Source organism: Enterobacter sp. 04-C-12-SI-ECC (assembly GCF_047530715.1).
Lineage (GTDB): Bacteria > Pseudomonadota > Gammaproteobacteria > Enterobacterales > Enterobacteriaceae > Enterobacter > Enterobacter bugandensis.
This window is the reverse complement of the sequence record NZ_JBLKDI010000023.1, coordinates 1-23,671: the sequence shown is the minus strand read 5'-3', so window position 1 is coordinate 23,671 and position 23,671 is coordinate 1. Positions and strand designations below refer to the sequence as shown.

The window sequence follows — 23,671 nt, the reverse complement described above, 5'->3', positions numbered from 1 at the left end:
TATCCGCTGGCTGGCCTTTTCGGGTCTCTATATCCTGCTGGCATTGCTGAGCTTTCATACGCGGGATAGCTGGAGCCTCTCCACCACGCTTTGGCTTCCGGCACCGCTGCTTTTTGCCGCGTTATGGCTGACGGCCCCGCGAGAGTGGCCGCTGTGGCTGGCTACCGCGGGCTTGCTGCATGTGTTTGCTGGCGTCTGGATAGGCCGCCCGCTCACGCTGGCGTGCCTGTTCGCCCTCTTCGACGTCGCGATATTTCCGCTGTGCGTCGCCGTCTTTCGTCTGAATGCGCAACTGCCTGCGCTGCGTTTTGCGCGCAGGCCGATTATTGGTGAACTGATCTACCCCCTGCAGTTAATCTTCAGCATTTTTTGCGGCAGCCTGCTGCTTAATCTGGCGCTGTTACTCTCAGGGTATCCGATTGCGCCACTGCATTTTTTCTCCTGGGTGCTGGCGGCATTAACCGGCATTCTCGCCATTCTGCCGCTGCTGCGTGAGAGCAAAATGCCGTCGCACCCGCAGTTTAATCGGCGGGAAGCGTTGCTCCTTGCCGCGAATACCCTGGTGCTGGTGACGGGGTACTTTTTCCTGCCACAGCTCTGGCAGGGGCTAAACCTGCTGCTGGTGCAAACGACGGTGGTTTTACTGAGCGTGTTTGCGCTCTCCGGACGCGGCGTTGGCGCTCTGCTGCTTATTCAATACCTGATTGTGGTGCTGGCGACCCAGCAGCGGGAAGGGATTTTTTACACGCTAACGCCCGATCTCATCCCCGCAATCTGGCAGGCGCAGTGGTATCTGGTATTTTCGGCGATTTTTGCCAACTGTTTATATCAGTACCGCCGCTGGATCCAACAGCAACAGGCGCTCGCAGCCAGCACCAGTGCCATCATTATTCGCCTGTCGCAGACGGGTTCTTGCGTCGTGTTTCGCCTCTCGATGCCAGAGGAGGAGATCCACTGGCAAGGCAGTACGGAAGCGCTGTTCCCTGATGAGGAAAAGACGCTGAGCACCCTGACGCTACTGGACGCACACTGCGATACGCCGTTCCTGCCCGGTTTTCGCGCCTGGTACTCACAGCAACGTGAAAGCAGCTTTGCCCGGGAAGTTGTTCTGCAAACGCTGCACGGAAGGCAGATGCGCGGGATGGTGATGTTTCACAGGATCGGCAACACCGCGCATCTGATGGGGGGAGTGAGCCTCTTTCTCACAGCATCCGCTGCAGAATCTCCCGCTGCCCGCTAAAGGTGTATTTCAACACCGCCGCGACATGCCCAAGCAGAATCACACCCAGCAGAATGCAGCTATAGCGATGCACCTGGAAGAAAAACGCATTCACTTCGGCGATGGCAATCGGGCGGGAAACCGGCACCAGACCAAACAGGTTGTAGTCTTTTTGCAGCATCAGAAAACCGCTAACCAGCACCACCATAATGGTCAGATAAAACAGCTCATGAATAAATACCACCAGCTGTTTTTTACGCCCGGCTACCGTTGCCGGGTAGGGCACCGAAGGGCGGAAGAAACGCCAGACGAAGCGCACCATCATGATGGGTGTGGCAATGGTACCCAGCGACATATTCAGCACGGAGAAGAAGGTAAACCAGCGGGTTCCTTCCAGCGCGTGCAGAATATAGCCCATGCACATCGCGTAGATAATGACGGCTGCGACCACCCAGTGCAGAAGGCGAGAAAACCGATCGTAACGTTTGGCAATAACCAGAGAAGTTTGCATAGTCGTTGTCCTGTAAAACAAAAAGCACGGCTCCCTGCGAAGCCATGCTGTTTTAAAGAAATAGGTTATTCAGCTACCCACAAGTTGCGGGCCCGATCCGGCGACCAATGGCTGGCACCTGTATGGCCAATCTGACAGCGATAAACGTTGCCCTCATAGAGCACTTTATCCCCTACGGCATAGAGTTTGCCCGGCGTGAATGGGGTAACGTCGCCGCCCTGGCCGCCCTCTTCGCCTCCGCCATCGTCATTATCGGGCACGGTAACGTTGACCGGCTGGCTCGGCGTAGCGAAGTTGTTGGCTGCATCATAGGCGATGACCGTATAGCGATAGCTCATGCCAGGCTGGGTTTGGGTGTCGGTAAAGTTGAGTTCATGGGTATCACCGATCTTTTCCAGACCGCGCCAGATGGCATACCCCGCCACGCCCTTATTATCCTTAGCTGGCAGCCAGCTGAGCGAAACATCCTGCCCCTTCAGCGTGGCCTGCACGCCCTGCACCTGTGTTGGCGCCTGAGTATCCGTTTCGTCGCCCCCATCCGGCAGACTGCCGTCAAGGATGCTCTGGTAGCGGTTCAGAAATTCATAGCCGTAATGTTGACCATTTTTAGTGTTGCCATTGTCCCAGTTCACTGACCAGGTCATGAGCCCTTTTACCGCTTCATTTTTCGCTTCCAGTCGCGAAAGTGCGTTAAAGACACTCTGCGCGTCTCGCACATAGCCGGTTCCTGCCGCATCCGGGTTGGCCGGAAGACCAATCACCAGCTTGTTCGCCGGGATCTTCACATAACCGCGCGTCCCGTTTGCCAGGCTGTCGGTGAGATAGTAAAGGAAAAGCTCTTTTTGACGGTCGCTATAGCCCTTCCCCCATTCCTGCGGCAGCCACCATTCACCGACTTCGTCCTTCTCCTCCTGCGTCATCATATTTACGCCGTCGCCCGCCTGGTTGTAATACTGTGGAGCGATAAAGTCATACACGCCCTCAAGATTTTGCAGGTAGGCTTTGTAGTTCACCCCGCGATCGGCCTGGAGATAGGGGAACTCTGGCGCCATGCTGATGATGAAGTGTTTGCCCTGCTGCTGATAATGGTCGCGCACCATTTTCAGCGCCGCCGGGATCACCGTACTGTTGTCAGCCGCGGTAATGGCCGTCTGCTCCAGGTCGATATCAAGACCATCAAAACCATAGCGATCGGTCAGGCGAATAATCTCCGCTGCAAGCGCTTCAGTCTGGTCTTTGTTCAGTGCAATGTGCGCGTCAGCGCCGCCCAGTGAAATCAACACCGCGCGCCCCTGCTCGTTCAGCTCTGCAACCTGAGCGCGGAACTCCTCATCGCTCGCGTTGTAGGGTTTGAAGGTGGGAATATTCCCGCTCTGGCCATCCATAACTTTCATGAAGGAGACGTTGACGACGTTGTAGCCTCTCGGCACTTCACGCAGCGACATATCAGAAGGTAAGCCTCCCTGATAGCCGCGCGCTTTGTCTATCTCTTCCGGGTTAATTCCCCAGTTGTGCCAATAACCGACGAGAATTTTTTTCTGACTGATATCCGGCATCTGTGAGGCGGCGTCGGTTACAGCTGCATGGCTAAACGAGCTGACCAGCATTCCGCTTAACGCCAGGCCTGCGGCAATAGCGCTCAGAGATATTTTATTTTTCTTTAACATGGGAGATATCCTGCTCCAGGTTTAATAATGAAATCCTGTGTTGCAAGATAGGATATTCATCTTCCTGAAAACAGGAGAACAGCTCACTGCAGCAGCAGATTTAAAACTCGCCAGCCTGGATATGTCTTATAATAAAATTATCGTGAGATTATTTATACTCACACATTGCTACCCAGTTATCATTAATTTTCATCAGCCAGCTATCTTTATTAATCGGCTTGAACAACAGGTTAATATACTGACCATCTTCACTTATCAGAAAGGTCTTCTCCGGCAGCTGATCGCCAACGGCGATTTTTAATTCTGCCACCCGGCCATTGATGACGTTTCCCTTCTGTGTCACCGATTTTAACTGCAGGGTTCGGTTGAATACCCGGTTACCAGCCTCATCGGTTTTTACACCAAATAGCGTTAGCCTGTGGAGTTTAGGCCACCAGGTGATCACACCATTAAACTGGTAATGCTGCAGGCTTTCATCAATAAATTTGCCATTACGTATGACGCTGCTGCAGGGCTCGGCGGGCACTTTTCTGCTCTCCAGGTAGTTGCTGGTCAGGTAAGCCAGCGCGCCACCCAGCGAAACGCTGATGCAAACCATCAATATGACGAATAGTATTCGTAACCGCATTTTCCCTCCTGAGATAGTTCGCCTTCACATTGCGCAACGAACACTTTTGGACCGTTCGACGCGATGTACACGTTATTGATGCCCGCCGGCAGGGCATGCCGCTTTCTCGCCAGCGCCTGCCGATCGACACTGCGCAGCGAAGAGAGATGAAACATGACGCCATCTACGTAGATATTTTCCTGAAACGCCTGCGGCGTGTCCGCCGTGCAGACCACCACCAGCGTTGGAAGGATAATCAACAAGCTGCACAGCGCCGCCAGCAGAGCCCCGTATTGACGTGGGGGAGTTTTCATTGGCTCCGCCGTGATAGCAGGCAACGACGGGCAATCGACGGGAGTGGGACAAGACGCGTTATCAGGCTCTTCTGGCGGCGGGCAAGCGACCTCACTGTCCTGCGTTTCGCAGGGTGCCAGTACTACACCATAACGGGGAATGGTTTTAATGATCGAGCCCGGCAGGCCGGCATTTTGCAGCTTGCGGCGGAGCATTTTTATAAGCTGGTGATAGCTGGATTCGCTAACAATCATGCCCTGGTTAAGCCAGATCTCTTCAAATATGGTCTCTTTTTTACATTTGCCGCTGAGGATCAACTCCAGCAAACGACGCTCGTTGGGCGTGAGATGTATATCACCATGATCCACGGTTGCCAGAGATGATTTTTCCGGTACGAACGTTACTGACGCTGAAAGAGAGATTTCTTCGTTATTCACGGGTAGGTCCTGGATAATAAAATTACAGCGTTTACATTGTTATGACGAAAAGCGCAGGTATTAACAGTTACATGTCTGTTATCTAATTCAGGCACAAATTAACAACATATCCCTATAAATGATAGTACCTTCGCCATTTGCGCTATTTCCCGTCCTGATTTTTCCACAACCAATTCATGATTTCAGAAAGTTTATTCTGAGTTACGCCTGAGCAATACCTGATATTCAACCTGAACAATAAGGAACTCCTTTCCGTACCTGAGAAATATCGCCCTCCATGCCGCTATTTCGCGATAAATAACAAACCATTCAGCTGCTCCGAAAAAAATCTCTATCATAGAATGTGAAAACGTCGTTACTTTACCTTTCGGTTTTCCATCAGGATCGGCTGATGCCCCCCAGCAACTATACAGCCCACCACTTTTTAGCTACTCTTTTTCACCTCACTCTGCTCTACACTGTAAGAGTGATGCTAAAGCGCCATTCGCTAAGATGTGCGGTGAACACCTGTCTTTTCCTTGCCGGATCGGATGTCATGCTAAAAACAGTTCTGATTGCCGACGACCACCCTGTCTATTTATTAGGCTTGCGCACATTGCTGCAGACGCGCCCGGACCTTTATCGGGTCGTTCACGAAGCGCTCAGTGCTGATGAACTCATGAATAAACTGGCGAGCGAGCCTGTCGATATCATCATCACCGACCTGAGTATGCCCGGCACGCGCAGCCCGGACGGATTAACCATGATCCGCTCGCTGATTCGCCATTATCCGCAGAGCATGATTGTGGTGGTCACCATGATCACCAATCCTGAGCTTCTGGACTCGCTGCGGCGCAGCGGGGTGCATGCCGTTCTCAACAAAGCCAGTTTGTCCAACAATCTGCTGCAGACGCTGCGCAGCACCCTGCGGGGGCAAATCGAACCGGTGAAGCCTCAGGCACAGTTGACCGAACGGGAAACAGAAGTGCTTCGCCTGCTGGTGCGCGGTTTCACCGTGAACGAGATCAGCGCCCAGCTTAACCGGACGAAGCAGACCATCAGTACGCAAAAAAAGAGTGCCATGAGCAAACTCAACGCCAGGAATGATTTCGAACTGCTCCAGTGCGCGCAAAGTCTGGGGCTGGTTAGCTGAGCATGCGCAGAGGCTGGCTGACGACATTATTTATCCTCATGCTGATAAGCGGGCACGCGGCGGCTGGCACGCTGCGCGTGGGCCTGCTGAGCGCCGCGCCGCCTTTTCTCGTAATCGATCGGCCGCCGGGCATTCTGGATGATGAACTCAGCATATTGTTTAGCAATACGACGCTGCCGGACGTCCAGCGTTTTAGCGACCCGGCAACGGCGCTGGATGCGTTAAAGCGAAAGCGCATCGATGTGTTAATCGCCGCCCGGCGTCCTGCAGCCGATCTGGTCGCCAGCGAGCCAATGTTCGCTTTCCCGCTGGCGTCCCTGAGCATAAAAGAGGGACGCGGCGGTACACTGTGCTTTCCGGAATTACCGTCAGAGGTCGCGCCCCGCTGCTCTGCGACAGGTTCAGCCTCACCGGGGGAAAACGTCAGGCAGCTGGCAGCAGGGAAAGCGCGGGAATTCATCGCCCCGGAGTTTGTTTTACGTAACTGGCTGACCCACTCCCCCGCCACCACGCTGACCCTGACGCCGCTGGACGATACTCCCCCGCTACATTTTCGTGCCTGGGCTCTGCCTGAGCAGGCAAACACGCTGGAAATCTTCAACGAGCGTATTCACACCCTTAACCCGGAAGACGCTGAATGGCTGGAACAAAAGTGGCTTTTGCCGGACGGCAGCGTCTTTGACGCCCGCCATTCCCCCGTGAAGGAAAATGCGCCCAAAATCACGCTGCACGTTTTGCTTCCCGCTATTTCGCCGCCAATGGTCACACTCACGGCTGACGGGCATATTCAGGGGGTATGGCGCGATCTGCTGCTCAATCTGTTTCCGTCCAACCTGTATAGCCTGACCTTCAACCTTGATGCTCCCCCGCTTCAGTATGCGGAGAACACGTTGCGCATAGTCGCCAGCGCGACGCCACCGTCAAAGAGTGCCATCACGTTTGACTCACTGAGCTGGGCCCTGCTCAGTGAGGACAGCAACCCGCTTTCCGGCTCCTTGTCCGCATTACAGCATAAGCGGATTGCCGTCATACGCATCTCTCCGCTCGTCACGTTACTGCGTCAGGCGTTACCTGCGGATAACCTGGTGCTGGTTAACTCGCTCGATCAGGGTTTTGAATTACTCAAAGCCGGAGGCGCGGACGGGCTTGCGGGCGATGCGTTTATACTCCATCACCTGCTGCGCCAGCATAACGCCAGCAATCTGTCGCTGACGCCGCTGGCGCTGCCGGAAGTGCCGCTATGGTTTGTACCAACTATTTCTGACCCGGCGGATGCCAAAAGGGTGAATGCGGTCATGGCGTCCGTAACGCAGGCTGATATCTACGCGAGCCTTAACCTGTCGCAGGCCGTACAGACGACACCCACCGCCCCGGTGCAATCGCTATGGCTGGTCATGCTCGCCGTGGTGGCGATTTGCGCGGCATTCGTCGCCCTGCTGACCTTTAGCGCCGCGCAGAGCCAGCGACGCCAGCGCGAGCGGGACACGGCAGAGCTGCATAACGCGCTCTCACTCTGGCAAACTCTGATGAACAATGTCCCGGTGCCGCTGTTTGTCTGCGATCCGACCGGGCGGCTGACGCGCTATAACGACTCCTTTATTCACTCACCGTTACTCACGGCACTGCCCGAAGAGGGCGCCTCCTTTTCCAGCCTGCCTTTGGGCGAGCTTGCCCAACAGTTTACGTTGCCGCATCGCCTCTCGCTGCTCCATGCCGCGTCGCCGTTAACGGGTGAAACCACTCAGAACAATTCCACCCTTTACTGGTGGCTTTGCCGCTATACCGATACGCGGGGGCGGCCTCAGGGCGTGGTCGGAGGCTGGATCGATATCACTGAAAAAGCCGCGCTGACCGCTGCGCTCAATCAGGCGCTGGCGCAGGCGGAGCAGGCCAGCACTGAAAAATCGAACTTCCTCGCCCGCATGAGCCATGACATTCGTACCCCGCTCAACGCCATGCTGGGCCTGCTTGAGATGGAGCGCGACAAAAGCGAGTCCCTCAACATCGCCTGGCAGGCAGCCGGGTCATTGCGCGACGTAATTGGCGGCGTACTGGATTTGTCGCGCATTGAAGCAGGCGAGTTAAGGCTGGAGCCACAGGCCTGGCCCCTGTGGCAGACGCTTAACGCCAGCGCGGAGATTTTTGCCAGCAGCGCCAACGCTAAAGGTCTCCACTGGCGCAGCGAGTTGAACGTGCCGCACGATGGCTGGTTCCTGTTCGATAAAGCACGGCTGAATCAGGTCATCGCCAATCTGTTGGGCAACGCCATTAAATATACGCCGCAGGGAGAAATTGTTTTTCACGCCGAGCACAACGGTGAACATTTGCAGCTGTTGATTCGCGACACTGGCATCGGTATCCCGGCCGATGCCCTTCCACACCTCGGCCAGCCGTGGTTTCAGACTGACAGCAGCACGCCGCAAAGCAGCGGGCTAGGGCTGGCGATCTGTTACCAGTTAGTCGAGCTGATGGGAGGCGTGCTGACGATAGCCAGCGAAGCGGGGAGCGGTACGCAGGTGACGGTGAGCATACCGCTTCACGTCGCCAGCGCGGCGGCAACGGCCGATGAGACACCTGTAATAACCCCGCTGCCACCGCATCGCATTATGATCGTTGACGATTTTCCGGCAAACCTGACGGTGTTAGCGCTCCAGCTGCAGGAGCTGGGTCAGGAGGTTATTCCTTGCGCCAGCTCTGGCGAAGCGCTTGCGCGCCTGGAAAACGAGCCGGTGGATATCCTGATAACCGACTGCCAAATGGCCCTCATGGACGGCTATCAACTTACATCGTTAATACTCCTGCGCGATATTGCCGGCAGCATCACCGCGCCGGCCGCTATTCTCGGTTACACCGCCAGCGCGCTGCAGAGTGAGGACGATCGGGCAAAACATGCCGGGATGGACGCGTTATTGCGAAAACCGCTCTCCCTCAATGCCCTGCATCAGGCGCTGGCGCAGCAATACAGCCTGCACAATCAGGGGCCTGACCTCAGCGAACTCCGGCGTCTGGCCAACGGTCAACCGGAGATCATGACCCTGATGCGCGAGCAAATGCGCGAAGCCATTACCCTTGATATTCGACAGCTACGGGAAAACACCCCGTCACCGCAAACGCTAAGCCAGCTCGCGCATCGTCTGAAGGCCTCCTGGAGCCTCTTTGCCATGCGCAACGCCACCCGCACCTGTCAGGCGATTGAAGTGTTGCCGGAGATGCTGGCGGCTGGGGTCATAACGGCTGAAGCCCTGCCTGCGCTGACATCGCGTTTCTGCGCGCGCATGGAAGCCAATCTGCAGCAACTCGATACCGCACTGAAGGAATTATCTGACAAGTACTAAAGAATGCTCTGCACAGGATCTGTATCTTTCTGGTCATCCGGCGGCGTTATCCCTACCGTCGCCCACATTTTCGAAGGAGAAACCATGAAAGTCCGTATCGCTATTGCCGATGAGCACACTATTATCCGTCGTGGCGTCTTATCCATGATCACCAATATGCCCTCTCTTTTCAGCGACGGCTCACCCCGCCCGGAGTTTTGCATTCAGGGCGATACCGCAACGCCATCTGAGCTGCTTTCACTGCTATCCCAACAGCCTGTCGACATTCTGTTCCTTGGCTTTTCTCTTGCCACCAGCCAAACCGTTAACCCGCTCAACGGAATGGACGGCGTATTGCTGATTAAATGGCTCAGCCGTAAATATCCGCAGCTTAAAATCATTGTGCTTTCGCCCTACAAAAACACGCAGCTTATCCGCATGTCGCTGGAGGCAGGCGCCAAAGCCTATATTAGTCGGGACACCTGTGAGAAAACCCTGAGCAGAACGCTGACGTCGGTGATCAATGGGGAAGTCTATATTGAGCGCGAGCTGATGCATTCCCTGTTCCAGACCGGTGCACAAACGGAGCAAGAGCTCTCGCCCCGTGAAATTGATGTGTTGCGTATGCTCTGCAAAGGGATGAGTCTGACAGAGATCGCCAGACAGCTGCATTTGAGTAATAAAACCGTCAGCGCCCATAAGCTGCGCGCGATGGAAAAACTGGGGGTTAACAGCGACTGTCAGCTCTATTGCCTGCTGGCGAAAACGCAAATGTTCGATATTGCTATCTGAAATAAAAAAACCGCCTGTAAACAGGCGGTAGAGGCAAACGTACGCCTCAACGGTCGCTCTCAGCAATGACGCTCAGGATCAGAAATGGTATGTCATCGCCAGCCACCAGACGCGCCCCGGTTCAGGGATTTGCTGATTTGCGGCGTATCCGAACTGGCTGGCGCCCGCCAGGTTGAGGTGCTCGCTGTAGTATTTATTGAACAGATTCTCAATACCCACGCGGGACTCAAAATGGTCGTTAAATGTGTAGCCCGCGCTCCACGAAAGCACGCCAAACCCCGCGCTCGGTCCGAGATCCTGGCCGGTGACGTTACCTTTGTTTTGCGCCACGCGATGCTGCGGCGCAACCACACGCCAGAGTAATCCGGTGCGCCACTGTTGCCCGGTATAGTCCAGCGCCAGCCGCCCTTCGAGCGGCGGCATCTGCGGCAGCGGCTGTTTATCGCTACGATTCTCGCCCCAGGCGTAGCTCAGGCTTCCCGTCAGTGCCCAGTTGGGCGTCAGGCTCCAGCTTGCGCCCGTCTCCGCGCCCATAACGGCGGCATTGATGTTGCTGGCCTGCGACGGCGTGCGGCTATAATCAAACAGAATGTAATCGGTAGTTCGCCCGACATAGGCCGATGCCCAGGCGCTAACCTTGTCGCCGTGTAACTGCACGCCGCTATCCCATTGCAGGGTCTTTTCTGTTTTCAGCTGACGAAAGCTTTGTTCTCCAGCCTTGCCGGAAAATAGCTCCCAGTAATCAGGAAAACGTTCGGTATAACCGATGCCGCTATAAAGCATGACGGGTGCGTCAGGTACGCGATACTCATAGCGCGTGAACGCGCCGGGCAGGAGGTCGTGCCGGGAGCTATTTTGCGCGCTGCGCCGATCGTCCGCGCGAATGCTATCCAGTCTCGCACCCACGATGACCGTATCGTCCGCCGTGACGGACTGGCGCCATTCGCTAAACAGACCCGCCTGGGTAAAACGGGCATCGTCACGCCACGATCCCGCGCTTTTTTTACGGTGACTTTTACGCATTACGTCCGCGCCGGCGGTAATCGTGGTGGTTTCATCTTCCCACACGCCGGCAAGGCGGCTGCCCATCACCACGCCGCCAACTTCAGACTTACGCTTCGGTCCAACGGGCTGACGCAGGCTGTAGTTATCCATGATGTGGTCAGTATCATTGGCATAGAGCTGCCAGCTAAGTTTGCTGACGTGCTCGCTCAGGTGATATTTCTCCAGTTTTAGCGCCGCGCTTTTACGGGCAAAACGGCTACCATCCATCATCCGCCCCGCATAGCGGGCTTTACCGTCGCTGGCTCCCACGCTTAGCTCCGCCAGCGAGTCCTCATCAGGCGTGAGCCCAACCGTGACGCCGCTGTTCCATCTGCGCCACAGGCCAGGCACGCGGTTGCCATGACCATCCCGGTAGTCATCCGCCTCCGAATGATTACCGTCCAGGCGGACGTAGCCGCGCGGGTCGCCAAACGCGAGATTAAGGTTTTGATCCGCGCGCCCGTTAGCGCCCCGCAGCAGCTCAGCGCTGCCTTTTAGCTCAGGTACGCTGAAATAGTCCGGCTGGCGTTCAAAAAGCAATGTTCCGGCGGACCCCATTGGCCCCCAGAGCACGCTTTGTGGGCCTTTGATGACGGTTATCGTGTCGTAACTTTGCGGAGTGATATAGGCCGTTGGGGTGTCCATGCGCGAGCCGCAGCCCCCCTGAGTGCTGACGCCGTCTGCAAGAAGCGTCAGCCGGGAGCCGAACATTCCGCGCAACACCGGATCGCCGTTACTCCCGCCGCTGCGCAGTACGGAAAAACCCGGGATGTTTTTTAGCGCGCCCGCACCGTCGCTGGCAGGCAATTGTTGTGCTGGAGTATGAGCCGGAGCGATAAATGACGCGGGATCGCGATAATACCCCTCAACGGTCATCGACTCTTCAGCGTATGCCGGCCAAGCGGTGGCACAGCAGAGAACCAACAAGAGTGGACGGGAGGCGAGCAGGGAACGAATACCGCTCGCGGTGATACCAGACATAGCACAATTCCGTTTCGGTAAAGAAAATAAGCAAGGCGCTTATTGTCTTCATCCCCAGCAGCGGAATACACGACCTGCGGGCAAGAAGGCCCTCAGGGAAATCAGGAAATATCTGGCGGATAACGGAAATCTCAGGGACGCAGTTCAGCGCGCTTCGCCCAGGCGTGCCGTTTGCTGTCGTAAAAAATCCATCAACCGCAAACAGGCCGGCGAAAGCGGCTGCCCGACGTTTTTGACGATGCCCACATCCATATAGGTAATGCAGTCGTCAATGGTGCGCCGGATCACGCGCTGACCGCCGAGCGCCCACGGGCGATAGACCAGATCGGATAAAATCGTCACCCCCTTTCCCTGCGCGACCAGACTTCGAATCGCCTCAAAGGAGTTGGTGCGAAAATGAATGTCAGGATGGCAGCCCCTGCTTTGCCAGTAGTCGGATATCACATCGGGATAATCGTCCGTCACCAGCAATAGAAATGGCGCCTTTTCCACATCCTTTAACCGAAGCTCCGGCACGCTGAGAATAGGATGGCCGATGGCGGTCCATAACCGGCGCGGCGAACGGATCCACGTTTCGACCTCAAGCGTACTATCGTGGCTGATATTGGAGGTCAGCAAAAGACAAAAATCGAGATCTCCCTGACGCAAGGCCTGAAGCAGCTGCGATGCGGGCGCCTCATGAAATGCCGTCTCCAGCAGCGGAAAACGCTGCGCGATATCGCCCCAGAGATTGGGCAGCAGATAAGCGGAAAGGGTTTCGGCAATGCCGATGCGCACGACGCCGTTAATCGCCTCAGGCTGCTGATGGAGATCCTCCACCGCCGCGCGGCTATCGTGGAGGATCTTGCGGGCATGATTGAGAAATCGCTCCCCCACGGGAGTTAACTGGATCCCTTTTGCATGGCGGATAAAGAGAGGGGCATTCACCGCCTCCTCCAGGTTGCGCATAGAGACCGTCATGGAAGATTGCGATATATGACAACGGCTGGCCGCTTTGGAAATTTGTAATGTTTCCGCTAACGCAATGTAGAACTCAAGTTGCCTGAGAGTAAACTTCATAGTTTCAGCCAATACCGTGAGATGAAAATATTATATTAGCATTTAATTCTGTACCGGCAGTACCCTAAAGGCAGACAAAATGTTTATTATCAGGAGCCTCTATGCCCTATTTTTTACTCAGTCTCGCGGCCTGTTTTTGGGGGGGTAATTATGTCGTCGGTCATTTACTGGTGGCGCATGCAGACCCGATTATATTATCCGCCGCACGCTGGATAATTACGGCTCTTCTTTTATCGATGCTTTATATCAGACAAATTCGCGCCCAGTGGCCGATGATGAAAAAGGCGAAAGGTACGATCATATTTCTTGCGTTGTGCGGACAGGTTATGTTCCCACTCACGCTGTATATCGGTCTGCAATATACTTCATCTCTTAATGCAGCTATTTATTTATCTACAACGCCTGCCCTGGTTTTATTGATAAATAAGCTGGTCTTTAAAGAGCAAATATCAGTACAGAATATTGCTGGCGTTGTTCTCAGTTCATTGGGCGTCGTCTGGCTGGTCATGCAGGGCGATCTGCTGCATCTGGATACGCTTAAAAATCTGAATCGCGGCGATATCTGGACCATGGGCTCTGCCGCCAGCTGGGCCGTTTATTGTGCTTTCTTGCGGATGAAGCCGAAAAGCGTCGGTGGGAATGCATTTGTGGCCGTGAGCGCGGTCCTCGGTGCCCTGGTGTTGTTACCGGTACTGGCGATATCGTTGATAAAGACCGGCTTACCTGAGTGGACGGCCTATACCGCACCGGGCTTTTTAAGCGGGCTGATGTACCTGGTGGTCTTTCCTTCCTGGCTCTCTTACCTGCTGTGGAATAAAGGCATTGCGGCTATCGGTGCAACCCGCGGGGAGATTTATTCCCACCTTATTCCGCTGAGCGGCGGTCTGTTCAGCGTGATGTTCCTGCACGTTACGTTGCATTCGTATCATCTGGTCAGCACGGTACTGATTCTGTTTGGCATTGCCCTCTGCTCTCGCGCCTCGCAAAGGAAAGTCGCGAAGATCGAACGCGCAGACGAAAAAGTACAGATATGAAAAAGGCCCACGTTATAAATAACGTGGGCCTGAATAGTGGCGGAACGGACGGGACTCGAACCCGCGACCCCCTGCGTGACAGGCAGGTATTCTAACCGACTGAACTACCGCTCCACTGTTCCCGTTTGGGGAACGAGGCGCATATTACGGTGTGCCTCCGATCTCGTCAACGCTTTTTCTCACGTTTTGAATCGTTTGCTGCAAAATTCACCCAACCGATGATTTTACAGGCATTGTGGCGTTTTTTCAGGCGCGCCACATACAGCTTCCGCCCTTCTTCTGCACCAGGTCGAGACGGGATTCATGGTTAAGTAGCTCTTCATCACTGGCTAAAACAACCCGCAAGCGGCTTGCCTGACGGACAACGCGCTGAATGCCCGCTTCGCCCTGCGTCTGCTGCGACTCATTTTCCATGCTGAACTTCATCGACGTCTGTCCGCCGGTCATTGCCAGATAGACGTCGGCCAGGATCTGGGCATCGAGCAATGCCCCGTGCAGCGTTCGCTTGGTGTTGTCTATTTCGTAACGTGAACAGAGCGCATCGAGGCTGTTACGCTTGCCGGGAAACATCTTCCTCGCCAGCGCCAGGCTATCGGTCACTTTGCAAAAGGTGTTTGTTTTCGGAATATCGCGATGGAGCTTACTAAACTCATAGTCCATAAAGCCGATATCGAACGAGGCGTTATGGATGATGAGTTCGGCGCCTTTGATGTACTCCATAAACTCGTCTGCCACCTCTCCAAAGGTCGGTTTATCCAGCAAGAACTCATCGGCAATACCGTGAACGCCGAACGCCTCTGGATCCACCAGCCGATCGGGTTTGAGATACACATGGAAGTTGTTCCCCGTGAGACGACGGTTCACCACTTCAACGGCACCGATCTCAATGATCTTATGCCCTTCGTAGTGCGCGCCGATCTGGTTCATACCGGTGGTTTCGGTATCGAGGACAATCTGGCGAGTAATTGCAGTGCTCATAGCGGTCATTTATGTCAGACTTATCGTTTAACTGAACGTTTCAAATACAGGAAGTCTACCAGAGATGCGTAAACAGGTAGAAATTTTCACCGATGGATCTTGTCTCGGCAACCCAGGGCCCGGCGGCTACGGCGCGATTATGCGCTATCGCCAGCATGAAAAAACTTTTAGCGAAGGCTATTTCCTGACCACCAACAACCGTATGGAGTTGATGGCGGCCATTGTGGCGCTGGAAGCCTTAAAAGAACACTGCGACGTGGTGCTCAGTACCGACAGCCAGTACGTGCGCCAGGGTATCACCCAGTGGATCCACAACTGGAAAAAACGCGGCTGGAAAACTGCGGATAAAAAGCCGGTTAAAAATGTCGATCTCTGGAAGCGGCTGGATGCGGCATTAGGTCAGCACCAAATAAAATGGGAATGGGTAAAAGGGCATGCTGGTCACCCTGAGAACGAACGCTGCGACGAACTGGCGCGCGCGGCGGCTTTAAACCCGGCCCATGAGGATGCAGGCTACCAGCCTGAATCCTGATCAGGGCTTTCTGTACTGCCGCGTTGCGCCAACGGTCTGCCGGATAGGCGTTTTCGATTTGCTCTGCTTCATCGGGTTAAGCGTAAGGGGGATGGTTCGCTTACGCGCGACGATAAACTGCATGCAGCCTAAGGCGGGCAAATGCGTGCTTAACAACACTCCCCCCTTCCGCGCCCACGGCAGTACCTGAAAACCGCCGTAGCAGAGCACTTCAAAGTTCAGCAGTGAAAGCCAGTCGAGCTGGCGCATCATGGTGAACATTCGGCTGTTATAGGGTGGCGTTCGGCGCAGCACGGGTACCAGCTTGCGCAGCCCCATCAGGCTCAGCGGATTGAATCCGCTGAGGATCAGCCAGCCGTCATCAATCAGAACGCGATCGGCTTCACGCACCATACGGTGAGGATCGCTGCACCAGGGCAACGCGTGTGCAAGAAGGCATGCATCAACGGATTTCTCTGCAAATGGCAGATGCAACGGGTCTGCCTTCACCTGAACCGGCGATCCGCCGAGAGAGACGTTAACCTGATGTGAGATAGCGCAGCTTTCGGTATTGATTTCCGCGCTGAGATTGCCAATCTTAAGCAGGTGAAAGCCATACATTTTCGCGAGCCAGGGCTTCAGCTGCTGCTCCAGTGCCTCGCGATAGTATTCACCCCAGGGCAATTCCGCCCAACGTTCCGGTGCTGCGACAGTCTGAGGTATCCTTGCCGGTTTCATCAAAACACCCGCCACGCTATAAGAGGTAATGTATGAATCTTATCAGTATTCCCGCTTTTGAGGACAATTACATCTGGGTTTTGGTCGATGACGATCGTCGATGCGTCATTGTCGATCCCGGCGAATCCGCCCCTGTACTGCGCGCCATAAATGATAACGGCTGGCAGCCTGACGCCATTCTGTTGACGCATCATCATAACGATCATACTGGCGGCGTGCAGGAACTGCGCGCCCAATTTCCGCATCTTGTGGTGTACGGACCGGCTGAGACACAAAATAAGGGAACGACGCAAGTAGTCGAAGAAGGCGAAAATATCCTCATCCACGAGTGGGAGTTTTCCGTATTTGCTACACCGGGTCACACTTTGGGACATCTGTGTTTCTACAGCAAACCTTATCTTTTTTGTGGCGACACCTTGTTCTCTGGCGGCTGCGGAAGACTGTTTGAAGGCACGCCGGAACAGATGTATCAGTCTTTACAAAAGTTTAGCGCATTACCGGATGATACCCTTATTTGTTGCGCCCATGAGTATACGTTAGGAAATATGAAGTTTGCTGCAAGCCTCTTACCCGAGGATCGAGCGATTCAGGATTATTATCACAAAGTGAAGGAGTTACGTGCAAAAAACCAAAATACACTGCCCGTAATTCTGAAAAATGAGCGTCAGATTAATTTATTTTTACGAACAGATGATATTGATTTAATTAATAAAATTAACCAAGAAACAAATTTGCAACAACCTGAACAGCGATTTGCATGGTTAAGGTCAAAGAAAGATAACTTCAGATAAATGCGGGTTGCCTTTTCAAAATTTCGCCGTTATCATCGCTCGTCTTTTAAGCAACTATTGACACACACATGAAGGCAAAAGCGATATTACTCGCCTCTGTCCTGCTTGTAGGTTGCCAGTCGCAGAACGGCAGCAACGTACAACAGCACGCACAGAGCCTTTCTGCAGCTGGTCAAGGGGAAGCAGGGAAGTTTACAAGTTCGGCGCGCTGGATGGACGATGGGACATCTTTCGCGCAGGAGCAAGACTTGTGGACCTCTATTGGCGACGAGCTAAAGATGGGAATTCCGGAAAACAGCCGGATTCGCGAACAGAAACAGAAGTATTTAAGAAATAAGAGCTATCTCCACGATGTAACGTTACGGGCAGAGCCGTATATGTACTGGATAGCCGGGCAAGTTAAAAAACGTAACATGCCTATGGAGCTGGTACTCCTACCCATAGTGGAGAGCGCTTTTGACCCACACGCGACGTCTGGCGCCAATGCCGCAGGCATTTGGCAGATCATTCCGAGCACCGGGCGAAACTATGGTCTGAAACAGACCCGCAACTATGATGCGCGTCGCGATGTTGTCGCTTCAACGACAGCCGCTCTCGATATGATGCAACGTCTGAACAAGATGTTTGACGGCGACTGGCTGTTAACGGTCGCAGCGTATAATAGCGGCGAAGGTCGTGTACTGAAGGCAATGAAAGCGAATAAAGCACGGGGTAAATCCACCGATTTTTGGTCGCTCTCACTGCCACAGGAAACGAAGATTTACGTACCGAAGATGCTGGCCTTGAGCGATATTCTCAAGAACAGCAAGCGTTACGGTGTACAACTGCCAACACCAGACGAAAGTCGTGCACTGGCGCGCGTTCGCCTCAGCAATCCGGTTGATATTCAACAAGTTGCTGATATGACGGGTATGTCGGTAAGTAAATTGAAAACCTTTAATGCTGGCGTTAAAGGCTCGACGCTGGGGGCAAGCGGCCCGCAGTATGTGATGGTTCCGCAGAAACATGCGGCGCAGTTACGTGAGTCTTTAGCATCGGGTGAAATTGCCGCCGTTCAGTCAACGCTGATCGCCGATGCTTCATCCGTTAGCAGCCGCAGCTATAAGGTGCGTTCAGGGGATACCCTTTCAGGCATTGCCTCACGTCTTGGCGTGAGCGCAAAAGATCTTCAGCAGTGGAACAATCTGCGTGGATCGGGCTTGAAAGTGGGTCAGAATCTGACGGTTGGCGCAGGTAGCAGCGCTCAGCGTCTTGCCAACAACAGCGATAGCATTACCTATCGCGTGCGTAAGGGTGATTCGCTGTCCAGTATCGCAAAACGTCACGGCGTGAACATCAAAGATGTGATGCGCTGGAATAATGATACTGACAATCTGAAACCAGGCGACCAGCTGACGCTGTTTGTGAAGAACAGCGCCACGCCAGACTCCTGATTACACGATCGAAAGATAAAAAGGCACCGATTCCCCTCGGTGCCTTTTTTGTTTATCCCGCTTTTTGCGCTTCAGCCATGATGGTATCGCTCGTAAATGAGCCATCCGCCTGCAGTTCAAAGTACGCCTTCACCTCTGCGGACGCACTCTCCTGGTAAAGCCTAATTGCCTGGCTTAACGCCTCCGGGGTACGCATACGGGCTATCCAGGAGCTGAACTCCAGCGGTAAACGGTCTGTTATTAACGAGCGCGCAATCAGCCCGGCTTCAGTGATAAACGATAACCACTCCCCGCTGGCGTAGTTTTGAACGTGCGAGGTGTCGCGCAGCGCTTCGACCGTCTGCAGCCAGATATTACGCACCGGATGTCCGGGAGACATCACGTCCATAATGATGAAGGTGCCACCCGGCTTCAGAACACGTCTGACTTCGCGCATTGCCTGGCCGACGTCATGCCAGTGGTGTGCAGAATACCGGCTGATCGCGACATCAAACGACGCGTCATCAAACGGTAAAGACTCCGCATAGCCCTGCCGCGTATCAATATTGTTCAACCCTTTCGCTTTAGCCGCTTCAGCAACGACGTCCAGCATCTGGCTCGATAAATCATATGCGGTAACGTGGGCTACCTGCTGCGCAGCCGTAAAGCTGGCGTGCCCTGCCCCACATCCCAGGTCCAGCACGTGCGCCTGCGGGAATGCCGCCAGACGTTCACCGAGACGCACCAGATCGCGACCTGAAGCATGCACGGCGCTGCTCAGATAAGCACTTGCCTGAGAACCAAACTGTTTTTCTACGTTGTCATGATGGGAGTGTGTTGTTGTCATCGTACTGTCCTTTGTTGGTTAAAAATAAAAGGGCAGCATCCGCGCGGCCTGCCCCACGGCAGACCTGACACACCATTATTTATCAGGTTTGCCGGGACTGAATTCAACGAGTAGAGGGTTGTGATCCGAAGCGCGCGTCACCAGTACAGAGGCGTCGTGCACGCTCAAACCGCGATAGAAGACAAAGTCGAGAGGACGACCAAAAGCTTTTTTACGCTGGTCATCACTGAAGCGAACTTCACGCAGCGACATTTCGCGCGCAAAGCGATACAGCGCATTCATGCGCGGACGGCTCCAGGCATTAAAATCGCCTGCCATGATGATGGGCCCGCTGTGATGCGCAATCTGATCGCCAATAGGAAGTAACTGCTTACTATACACATCCACGCCGAGGCTAAAGTTTACCGCGTGGATATTGACGACCATCAGCATACGGGTATCCGGCAGCGGATAGACCGTCACCAGCGCTGATTTCGCCAGACGCAGGATAGGTTCGCGCTCGCGGAGCGGGCAACAGTAGACCGGATGGGCAGCAGAAAGCGTCATTACGCCAGAGGGATGCTGCGGCAGAACAAATGCCGGCACCTGGTCGGCGGCAAGGTAATTCGTGGTGGCAAACCGTACCAGTTCAGGGGTAGTTTGCGCCTCCTGGAGCAGAACCAGGTGGGCATCTTTTCCAAAATTTTTGAGTACCGATAACCACTCCGCGCGCTGCTGCTTGAAGATATTCCAGACCAGCACCCGGATTTTATCATCGCTGCTTAACGGTGTGCCGGCGGGTAATGCCTGGCTTATGCTCGCAAACGACCCCGGAGGCAAAATCCTCTCCGCGGGCATTCCGGCAACATAACGCATGGCATAGGTATTTTTTCGCACTTTTGGAAACAGCCCCTGTAACATGAACCAGCCCTGAAAACGGACTGGTTCTAATGTTATAGGGACTTTAGGTCACACTTTCAACGCAATTTCTGAGAAACCGCTTTCCAGTTTTGTAAGCAAGCACTTACTGATGTTATCCCAGCGCTACGCGGGCTGGCTTATCGAGGCGTCCACTCAGGCCAATCAGCAGGAAGGCGACCAGGACAATCACCGCGCCAATCCATGGGGTCTGGGTTAATCCGAAGTGTTCGACGGTTTGTCCGCCAATAATGGAGCCCAGTGCGATACCAATATTAAAAGCGGCAATATTCAGACCGGATGCCACATCCACCGCATTCGGCGTATAGAGCTCGGCTTTCTGGACAACGTAAACCTGAAGCCCTGGCACATTACCGAAGGCGAAGATCCCCATCACCAGTACCGTGACCAGCGCGGCGTATTGCATTGAAGCCGTGAACTGGAAAATCATCAGCAGAACCACCAGGGCGGCGAAGATAAATTTCAGCGCCGGTACCGCACCATGCTTATCCGCGAGCTTGCCGCCCCAGATATTGCCAATGGCCACAGAAATACCGTATCCCAGCAAAATCCAGCTCACGGCATTCGGGGAGAAGCCCGCCAGGTCCTGCATCATCGGTGCCAGGAAGGTGAAGGCAGTGAATACGCCGCCATAGCCCAGAGCCGTAACCGCATAGATGATAAGCAAACGCGGATGGGTAAGCACTTTCAGCTGATCGCGCAGGCTGGCGCTCGCCCGGCCTGGAATATTCGACGGTACCAGCAGCAGGCTAGTCACCAGAGCGATAACGCCCAGTAAGGAGACGGCCAGGAACGTTTCACGCCAGCCGAAATGCTGTCCGATAAACGTTCCCAACGGTACGCCTGTGACCAGTGCGACGGTCAACCCACCGAACATGATCGCGATCGCTGAAGCCGCTTTCTCTTTGGGGACCAGGCTGGTTGCAATGGTGGAACCAATCGAGAAGAACACGCCGTGTGCCAGACCGGTCAGCAGGCGGGCAATCACCAGCGTGGTGTAGTCCGGTGCCTGCCAGGCCAGAACGTTCCCGGCGGTAAACAGCACCATCAGCGCGACTAACAGCTGCTTACGCGGAAAACGTCCGGTCAGGGCCGTCAGCACCGGCGCGCCGACGGCAACGCCCAGGGCGTAGATGGACACCAGTAACCCGGCTGAGGGCAGCGAGATGGCAAGCTGGTTAGCGATGGTGGGAACCAGTCCCACGATAACAAATTCGGTCGTGCCAATTGCAAAGGCACTGATCGTCAGGGCAAGTAGCGCCAGTGGCATAAAATACTCCGTATCATCAGGATTAAGATGACAGGCAGTATGCGCCAGTGCTTAAATAACAAAAATGGTCAAAATATCAATAGAATTTTGCAGGTGGTGCAACAATGAAAGCAACGTCTGAAGAGCTGACAATCTTTGTCGCCGTCGTCGAAAGCGGCAGCTTTAGCCGCGCGGCCGAGCAGCTGGGACAGGCTAACTCGGCCATTAGCCGCTCGGTGAAAAAGCTAGAGATGAAGCTTGGGGTAAGTCTGCTCAACCGAACGACGCGGCAGCTCAGCCTGACGGAAGAAGGGGAACGTTATTTCCGCCGCGTGCAGTCGGTGCTGCAGGAGATGGCCGCAGCGGAGACGGAGATTATGGAAACCCGCAGCACGCCGCGCGGGTTGCTGCGCATTGATGCTGCCACGCCGGTTGTGCTTCATTTTCTGATGCCGTTAATCAAACCTTTCCGTGAACGCTATCCGGAGATGACGCTCTCTCTGGTTTCGTCCGAGACGTTTATTAACCTCATCGAGCGGAAAGTGGATGTGGCTATTCGGGCGGGAACCCTGACGGATTCCAGCCTGCGGGCCCGCCCGCTGTTTGCCAGCTACCGTAAAATTATCGCGTCGCCACAGTATATTGCTGAACATGGTAAACCGGAGACGGTTGAAGAACTGAAGCAGCATCTGTGCCTGGGCTTTACGGAGCCGGTGTCGCTGAACACCTGGCCTGTTGCCTGTCATGATGGCCAGCTTCATGAAATTACCTGCGGGTTATCGTCTAACAGCGGAGAAACGCTGAAGCAGCTTTGCCTGGAAGGGAATGGGATCGCCTGCTTGTCAGACTATATGATTGATAAAGAGATAGCGCGGGGTGAACTGGTAGAGCTAATGGCCGATAAACGTTTGCCGGTCGAGATGCCTTTCAGCGCGGTGTATTACAGCGACAGAGCGGTAAGCACGCGCATACGCGCCTTTATCGACTTCCTTAGCGAGCATATAAAAACAGCTCCCGGAGGAGCTGTGTGAGGGTTCAGGTTACAGAGGGAGGGTCTTATTAATCCCAGTCAGGGGCTAAACCTTCCGGACTCACCAGGCGGTCGTTGCACTCCAGTGCTGCGATCGCTTTTTTATCATCGTCATCCAGATGAAGATCCAGCGCTAGCAGGTTGCTGGCCAGGTTTTCGCGCTTGGTTGATGATGGGATCACGGCATAGCCTTCACCCATTGCCCATGCCAGAATAACCTGCGCAGCAGTGGCGTTATGCTTCTCAGCGATACGGATAATTACCTCGTCTTTCAGCGCCTTACCGTAGGCCAGCGTCATGTAAGAGGTAATATGGATACCGTGCTGCTTTGCCCAGTCCACGACTTTGCGGTTTTGCAGGTATGGAGACAGCTCGATCTGGTTTGTCGCAATATTTTCTGCGCCAACTGCGGCAATGGCTTTTTCCATCAGCGGGATGGTGAAGTTGGAAATACCAATTTCACGGGTCAGGCCCTGCTTTTTCGCTTCCAGCAGCGCCTGCATGAACTCTTCCACAGAAACGGCATCGTTCGGTGACGGCCAGTGGATCAGCGTCAGATCGACATAGTCGGTACGCAGTTTCTTCAGGCTCTCTTTCAGGCTTGGGATCAGCTTGTCTTTGCTGAGGTTTTCGATCCAGATTTTGGTGGTGATGAACAGTTCATTACGCGGTACACCGCTCTCTTCAAGAGCCTGTCCAACGGCAGCTTCGTTTTCATAGATCTGTGCCGTATCAATTGCGCGATAGCCCAGTTCAAGAGCGGTTTTCACTGATGCGATAACTACGTCGTCTTTCAGGCGGAAAGTGCCAAGACCGAATGCAGGGAGAGTCATAATATTCCTCAATTGTTATGTTCGTTAACTGAGGACGATTATCGCTGGCGGTGTTATAGAGAAAAAGATCGTAAAACGCAGAGGATTTTTGCTAATTTCGCAATAATTAATCGTCAGATATGAAAAAAGCCCTGAGCGTTAACTCAGGGCTTTTAATAAGTGGCGGAACGGACGGGACTCGAACCCGCGACCCCCTGCGTGACAGGCAGGTATTCTAACCGACTGAACTACCGCTCCACCGAAGACTGCTTGTAACCACCGGATTAATGCACC

21 protein-coding genes and 2 tRNA genes are annotated in these 23,671 nt (G+C 54.3%); 9 read left to right on the top strand and 14 right to left on the bottom strand.

Annotated elements, in window-relative coordinates; translation table 11 throughout:
• Positions 1-43: 43 nt before the first annotated feature.
• Positions 44-1,240 carry a hypothetical protein gene (locus tag ACMWL8_RS21795; RefSeq protein ID WP_193541135.1) on the top strand — a complete coding sequence of 399 codons (1,197 nt, stop codon included), beginning with the start codon at positions 44-46 and terminating at the stop codon, positions 1,238-1,240.
• Here ACMWL8_RS21795 and ACMWL8_RS21790 read toward each other — a convergent pair.
• The 4 genes from ACMWL8_RS21790 to ACMWL8_RS21775 all read right to left on the bottom strand — a co-directional run bounded on the left by ACMWL8_RS21790 (position 1,203) and on the right by ACMWL8_RS21775 (position 4,735).
• Positions 1,203-1,730 (bottom strand): cytochrome b, encoded by a 528-nt coding sequence (locus ACMWL8_RS21790; protein WP_028015621.1) that lies wholly within the window; start codon positions 1,728-1,730, stop codon positions 1,203-1,205. The two genes, ACMWL8_RS21795 and ACMWL8_RS21790, sit on opposite strands and share 38 nt — an antisense overlap.
• A gap of 65 nt (positions 1,731-1,795) precedes the next feature.
• A complete protein-coding gene (locus ACMWL8_RS21785) occupies positions 1,796-3,397 on the bottom strand; it encodes a glycosyl hydrolase family 18 protein (protein WP_052683017.1) in 1,602 nt (533 codons plus the stop codon).
• A gap of 148 nt (positions 3,398-3,545) precedes the next feature.
• On the bottom strand, positions 3,546-4,025 hold the full coding sequence (locus ACMWL8_RS21780; protein ID WP_126296587.1) for a hypothetical protein: 480 nt from the start codon (positions 4,023-4,025) through the stop codon (positions 3,546-3,548).
• The gene (locus ACMWL8_RS21775; RefSeq protein ID WP_028015618.1) at positions 3,995-4,735 is read right to left on the bottom strand and encodes a winged helix-turn-helix domain-containing protein; all 741 of its coding nucleotides are present in this window, start codon (positions 4,733-4,735) and stop codon (positions 3,995-3,997) included. The genes ACMWL8_RS21780 and ACMWL8_RS21775 overlap by 31 nt, the downstream gene beginning before the upstream one ends.
• A 535-nt stretch (positions 4,736-5,270) precedes the next feature.
• Here ACMWL8_RS21775 and ACMWL8_RS21770 point away from each other — a divergent pair.
• From ACMWL8_RS21770 to ACMWL8_RS21760, 3 genes are all read left to right on the top strand, one after another.
• Positions 5,271-5,867, top strand: coding sequence for a response regulator transcription factor (locus ACMWL8_RS21770; RefSeq protein WP_028015617.1), 597 nt, complete (start codon positions 5,271-5,273; stop codon positions 5,865-5,867).
• Between the two features lie 2 nt (positions 5,868-5,869).
• Positions 5,870-9,202, top strand: a complete 3,333-nt coding sequence (locus tag ACMWL8_RS21765; protein WP_045261190.1) for an ATP-binding protein — start codon at positions 5,870-5,872, stop codon at positions 9,200-9,202.
• Positions 9,203-9,286: 84 nt separating this feature from the next.
• The gene (locus ACMWL8_RS21760) at positions 9,287-9,973 is read left to right on the top strand and encodes a LuxR C-terminal-related transcriptional regulator (protein ID WP_041911170.1); all 687 of its coding nucleotides are present in this window, start codon (positions 9,287-9,289) and stop codon (positions 9,971-9,973) included.
• 78 nt (positions 9,974-10,051) lie between these two features.
• On the opposite strand, the gene ACMWL8_RS21755 is transcribed toward ACMWL8_RS21760, so the two are convergent.
• Complete coding sequence (locus tag ACMWL8_RS21755) at positions 10,052-11,998, bottom strand: TonB-dependent copper receptor (protein ID WP_082071020.1); 1,947 nt, start codon at positions 11,996-11,998, stop codon at positions 10,052-10,054.
• A 144-nt stretch (positions 11,999-12,142) separates the two neighbouring features.
• The gene (locus tag ACMWL8_RS21750) at positions 12,143-13,057 is read right to left on the bottom strand and encodes a LysR family transcriptional regulator (RefSeq protein WP_045261189.1); all 915 of its coding nucleotides are present in this window, start codon (positions 13,055-13,057) and stop codon (positions 12,143-12,145) included.
• 101 nt (positions 13,058-13,158) lie between these two features.
• Here ACMWL8_RS21750 and ACMWL8_RS21745 point away from each other — a divergent pair, with 101 nt between their 5' ends.
• Positions 13,159-14,091 carry a DMT family transporter gene (locus ACMWL8_RS21745; protein ID WP_045261188.1) on the top strand — a complete coding sequence of 311 codons (933 nt, stop codon included), beginning with the start codon at positions 13,159-13,161 and terminating at the stop codon, positions 14,089-14,091.
• Between the two features lie 37 nt (positions 14,092-14,128).
• On the opposite strand, the gene ACMWL8_RS21740 is transcribed toward ACMWL8_RS21745, so the two are convergent.
• Both ACMWL8_RS21740 and dnaQ read right to left on the bottom strand, forming a co-directional pair.
• Positions 14,129-14,205 (bottom strand) — tRNA-Asp (locus ACMWL8_RS21740).
• A 132-nt stretch (positions 14,206-14,337) separates the two neighbouring features.
• A complete protein-coding gene (dnaQ, locus tag ACMWL8_RS21735; protein WP_045261187.1) occupies positions 14,338-15,069 on the bottom strand; it encodes a DNA polymerase III subunit epsilon in 732 nt (243 codons plus the stop codon).
• 64 nt (positions 15,070-15,133) lie between these two features.
• Between dnaQ and rnhA the strand changes: the two genes are divergently transcribed.
• Positions 15,134-15,601, top strand: a complete 468-nt coding sequence (gene rnhA, locus ACMWL8_RS21730) for a ribonuclease HI (protein WP_028015610.1) — start codon at positions 15,134-15,136, stop codon at positions 15,599-15,601.
• Here rnhA and ACMWL8_RS21725 read toward each other — a convergent pair whose 3' ends face one another.
• On the bottom strand, positions 15,602-16,318 hold the full coding sequence (locus tag ACMWL8_RS21725; protein ID WP_045261186.1) for a class I SAM-dependent methyltransferase: 717 nt from the start codon (positions 16,316-16,318) through the stop codon (positions 15,602-15,604). It lies immediately after the preceding gene.
• 32 nt (positions 16,319-16,350) lie between these two features.
• Between ACMWL8_RS21725 and gloB the strand changes: the two genes are divergently transcribed.
• Both gloB and mltD read left to right on the top strand, forming a co-directional pair.
• On the top strand, positions 16,351-17,109 hold the full coding sequence (gene gloB / locus ACMWL8_RS21720; RefSeq protein ID WP_045261185.1) for a hydroxyacylglutathione hydrolase: 759 nt from the start codon (positions 16,351-16,353) through the stop codon (positions 17,107-17,109).
• 68 nt (positions 17,110-17,177) lie between these two features.
• A complete protein-coding gene (mltD, locus tag ACMWL8_RS21715; RefSeq protein WP_045261184.1) occupies positions 17,178-18,542 on the top strand; it encodes a murein transglycosylase D in 1,365 nt (454 codons plus the stop codon).
• 52 nt (positions 18,543-18,594) lie between these two features.
• On the opposite strand, the gene ACMWL8_RS21710 is transcribed toward mltD, so the two are convergent.
• From ACMWL8_RS21710 to ACMWL8_RS21700, 3 genes are all read right to left on the bottom strand, one after another.
• Positions 18,595-19,368 (bottom strand): class I SAM-dependent methyltransferase, encoded by a 774-nt coding sequence (locus ACMWL8_RS21710; protein ID WP_045261183.1) that lies wholly within the window; start codon positions 19,366-19,368, stop codon positions 18,595-18,597.
• 75 nt (positions 19,369-19,443) lie between these two features.
• On the bottom strand, positions 19,444-20,244 hold the full coding sequence (locus ACMWL8_RS21705) for an endonuclease/exonuclease/phosphatase family protein (RefSeq protein WP_028015605.1): 801 nt from the start codon (positions 20,242-20,244) through the stop codon (positions 19,444-19,446).
• A 136-nt stretch (positions 20,245-20,380) separates the two neighbouring features.
• Positions 20,381-21,556 (bottom strand): MFS transporter, encoded by a 1,176-nt coding sequence (locus tag ACMWL8_RS21700; protein WP_028015604.1) that lies wholly within the window; start codon positions 21,554-21,556, stop codon positions 20,381-20,383.
• Between the two features lie 104 nt (positions 21,557-21,660).
• Between ACMWL8_RS21700 and yafC the strand changes: the two genes are divergently transcribed.
• Positions 21,661-22,566, top strand: a complete 906-nt coding sequence (gene yafC / locus ACMWL8_RS21695; protein WP_028015603.1) for a DNA-binding transcriptional regulator YafC — start codon at positions 21,661-21,663, stop codon at positions 22,564-22,566.
• Between the two features lie 28 nt (positions 22,567-22,594).
• Here yafC and dkgB read toward each other — a convergent pair whose 3' ends face one another.
• Together dkgB and ACMWL8_RS21685 are read right to left on the bottom strand one after the other, a co-directional pair.
• The gene (gene dkgB, locus ACMWL8_RS21690) at positions 22,595-23,398 is read right to left on the bottom strand and encodes a 2,5-didehydrogluconate reductase DkgB (protein WP_028015602.1); all 804 of its coding nucleotides are present in this window, start codon (positions 23,396-23,398) and stop codon (positions 22,595-22,597) included.
• A gap of 160 nt (positions 23,399-23,558) precedes the next feature.
• Positions 23,559-23,635: transfer RNA gene (locus ACMWL8_RS21685), tRNA-Asp, on the bottom strand.
• Positions 23,636-23,671 lie beyond the last annotated feature (36 nt).

Bases quoted from the DNA above. Each gene is read 5' to 3' on its own strand.
- ACMWL8_RS21790 (WP_028015621.1), bottom strand. From the start codon at position 1,730: ATGCAAACTTCTCTGGTTATTGCCAAACGTTACGATCGGTTTTCTCGC.
- ACMWL8_RS21785 (WP_052683017.1), bottom strand. From the start codon at position 3,397: ATGTTAAAGAAAAATAAAATATCTCTGAGCGCTATTGCCGCAGGCCTG.
- ACMWL8_RS21780 (WP_126296587.1), bottom strand. From the start codon at position 4,025: ATGCGGTTACGAATACTATTCGTCATATTGATGGTTTGCATCAGCGTT.
- ACMWL8_RS21770 (WP_028015617.1), top strand. From the start codon at position 5,271: ATGCTAAAAACAGTTCTGATTGCCGACGACCACCCTGTCTATTTATTA.
- ACMWL8_RS21765 (WP_045261190.1), top strand. From the start codon at position 5,870: ATGCGCAGAGGCTGGCTGACGACATTATTTATCCTCATGCTGATAAGC.
- ACMWL8_RS21760 (WP_041911170.1), top strand. From the start codon at position 9,287: ATGAAAGTCCGTATCGCTATTGCCGATGAGCACACTATTATCCGTCGT.
- ACMWL8_RS21755 (WP_082071020.1), bottom strand. From the start codon at position 11,998: ATGTCTGGTATCACCGCGAGCGGTATTCGTTCCCTGCTCGCCTCCCGT.
- ACMWL8_RS21750 (WP_045261189.1), bottom strand. From the start codon at position 13,057: ATGAAGTTTACTCTCAGGCAACTTGAGTTCTACATTGCGTTAGCGGAA.
- ACMWL8_RS21745 (WP_045261188.1), top strand. From the start codon at position 13,159: ATGCCCTATTTTTTACTCAGTCTCGCGGCCTGTTTTTGGGGGGGTAAT.
- dnaQ (WP_045261187.1), bottom strand. From the start codon at position 15,069: ATGAGCACTGCAATTACTCGCCAGATTGTCCTCGATACCGAAACCACC.
- rnhA (WP_028015610.1), top strand. From the start codon at position 15,134: ATGCGTAAACAGGTAGAAATTTTCACCGATGGATCTTGTCTCGGCAAC.
- ACMWL8_RS21725 (WP_045261186.1), bottom strand. From the start codon at position 16,318: ATGAAACCGGCAAGGATACCTCAGACTGTCGCAGCACCGGAACGTTGG.
- gloB (WP_045261185.1), top strand. From the start codon at position 16,351: ATGAATCTTATCAGTATTCCCGCTTTTGAGGACAATTACATCTGGGTT.
- mltD (WP_045261184.1), top strand. From the start codon at position 17,178: ATGAAGGCAAAAGCGATATTACTCGCCTCTGTCCTGCTTGTAGGTTGC.
- ACMWL8_RS21710 (WP_045261183.1), bottom strand. From the start codon at position 19,368: ATGACAACAACACACTCCCATCATGACAACGTAGAAAAACAGTTTGGT.
- ACMWL8_RS21700 (WP_028015604.1), bottom strand. From the start codon at position 21,556: ATGCCACTGGCGCTACTTGCCCTGACGATCAGTGCCTTTGCAATTGGC.
- yafC (WP_028015603.1), top strand. From the start codon at position 21,661: ATGAAAGCAACGTCTGAAGAGCTGACAATCTTTGTCGCCGTCGTCGAA.
- dkgB (WP_028015602.1), bottom strand. From the start codon at position 23,398: ATGACTCTCCCTGCATTCGGTCTTGGCACTTTCCGCCTGAAAGACGAC.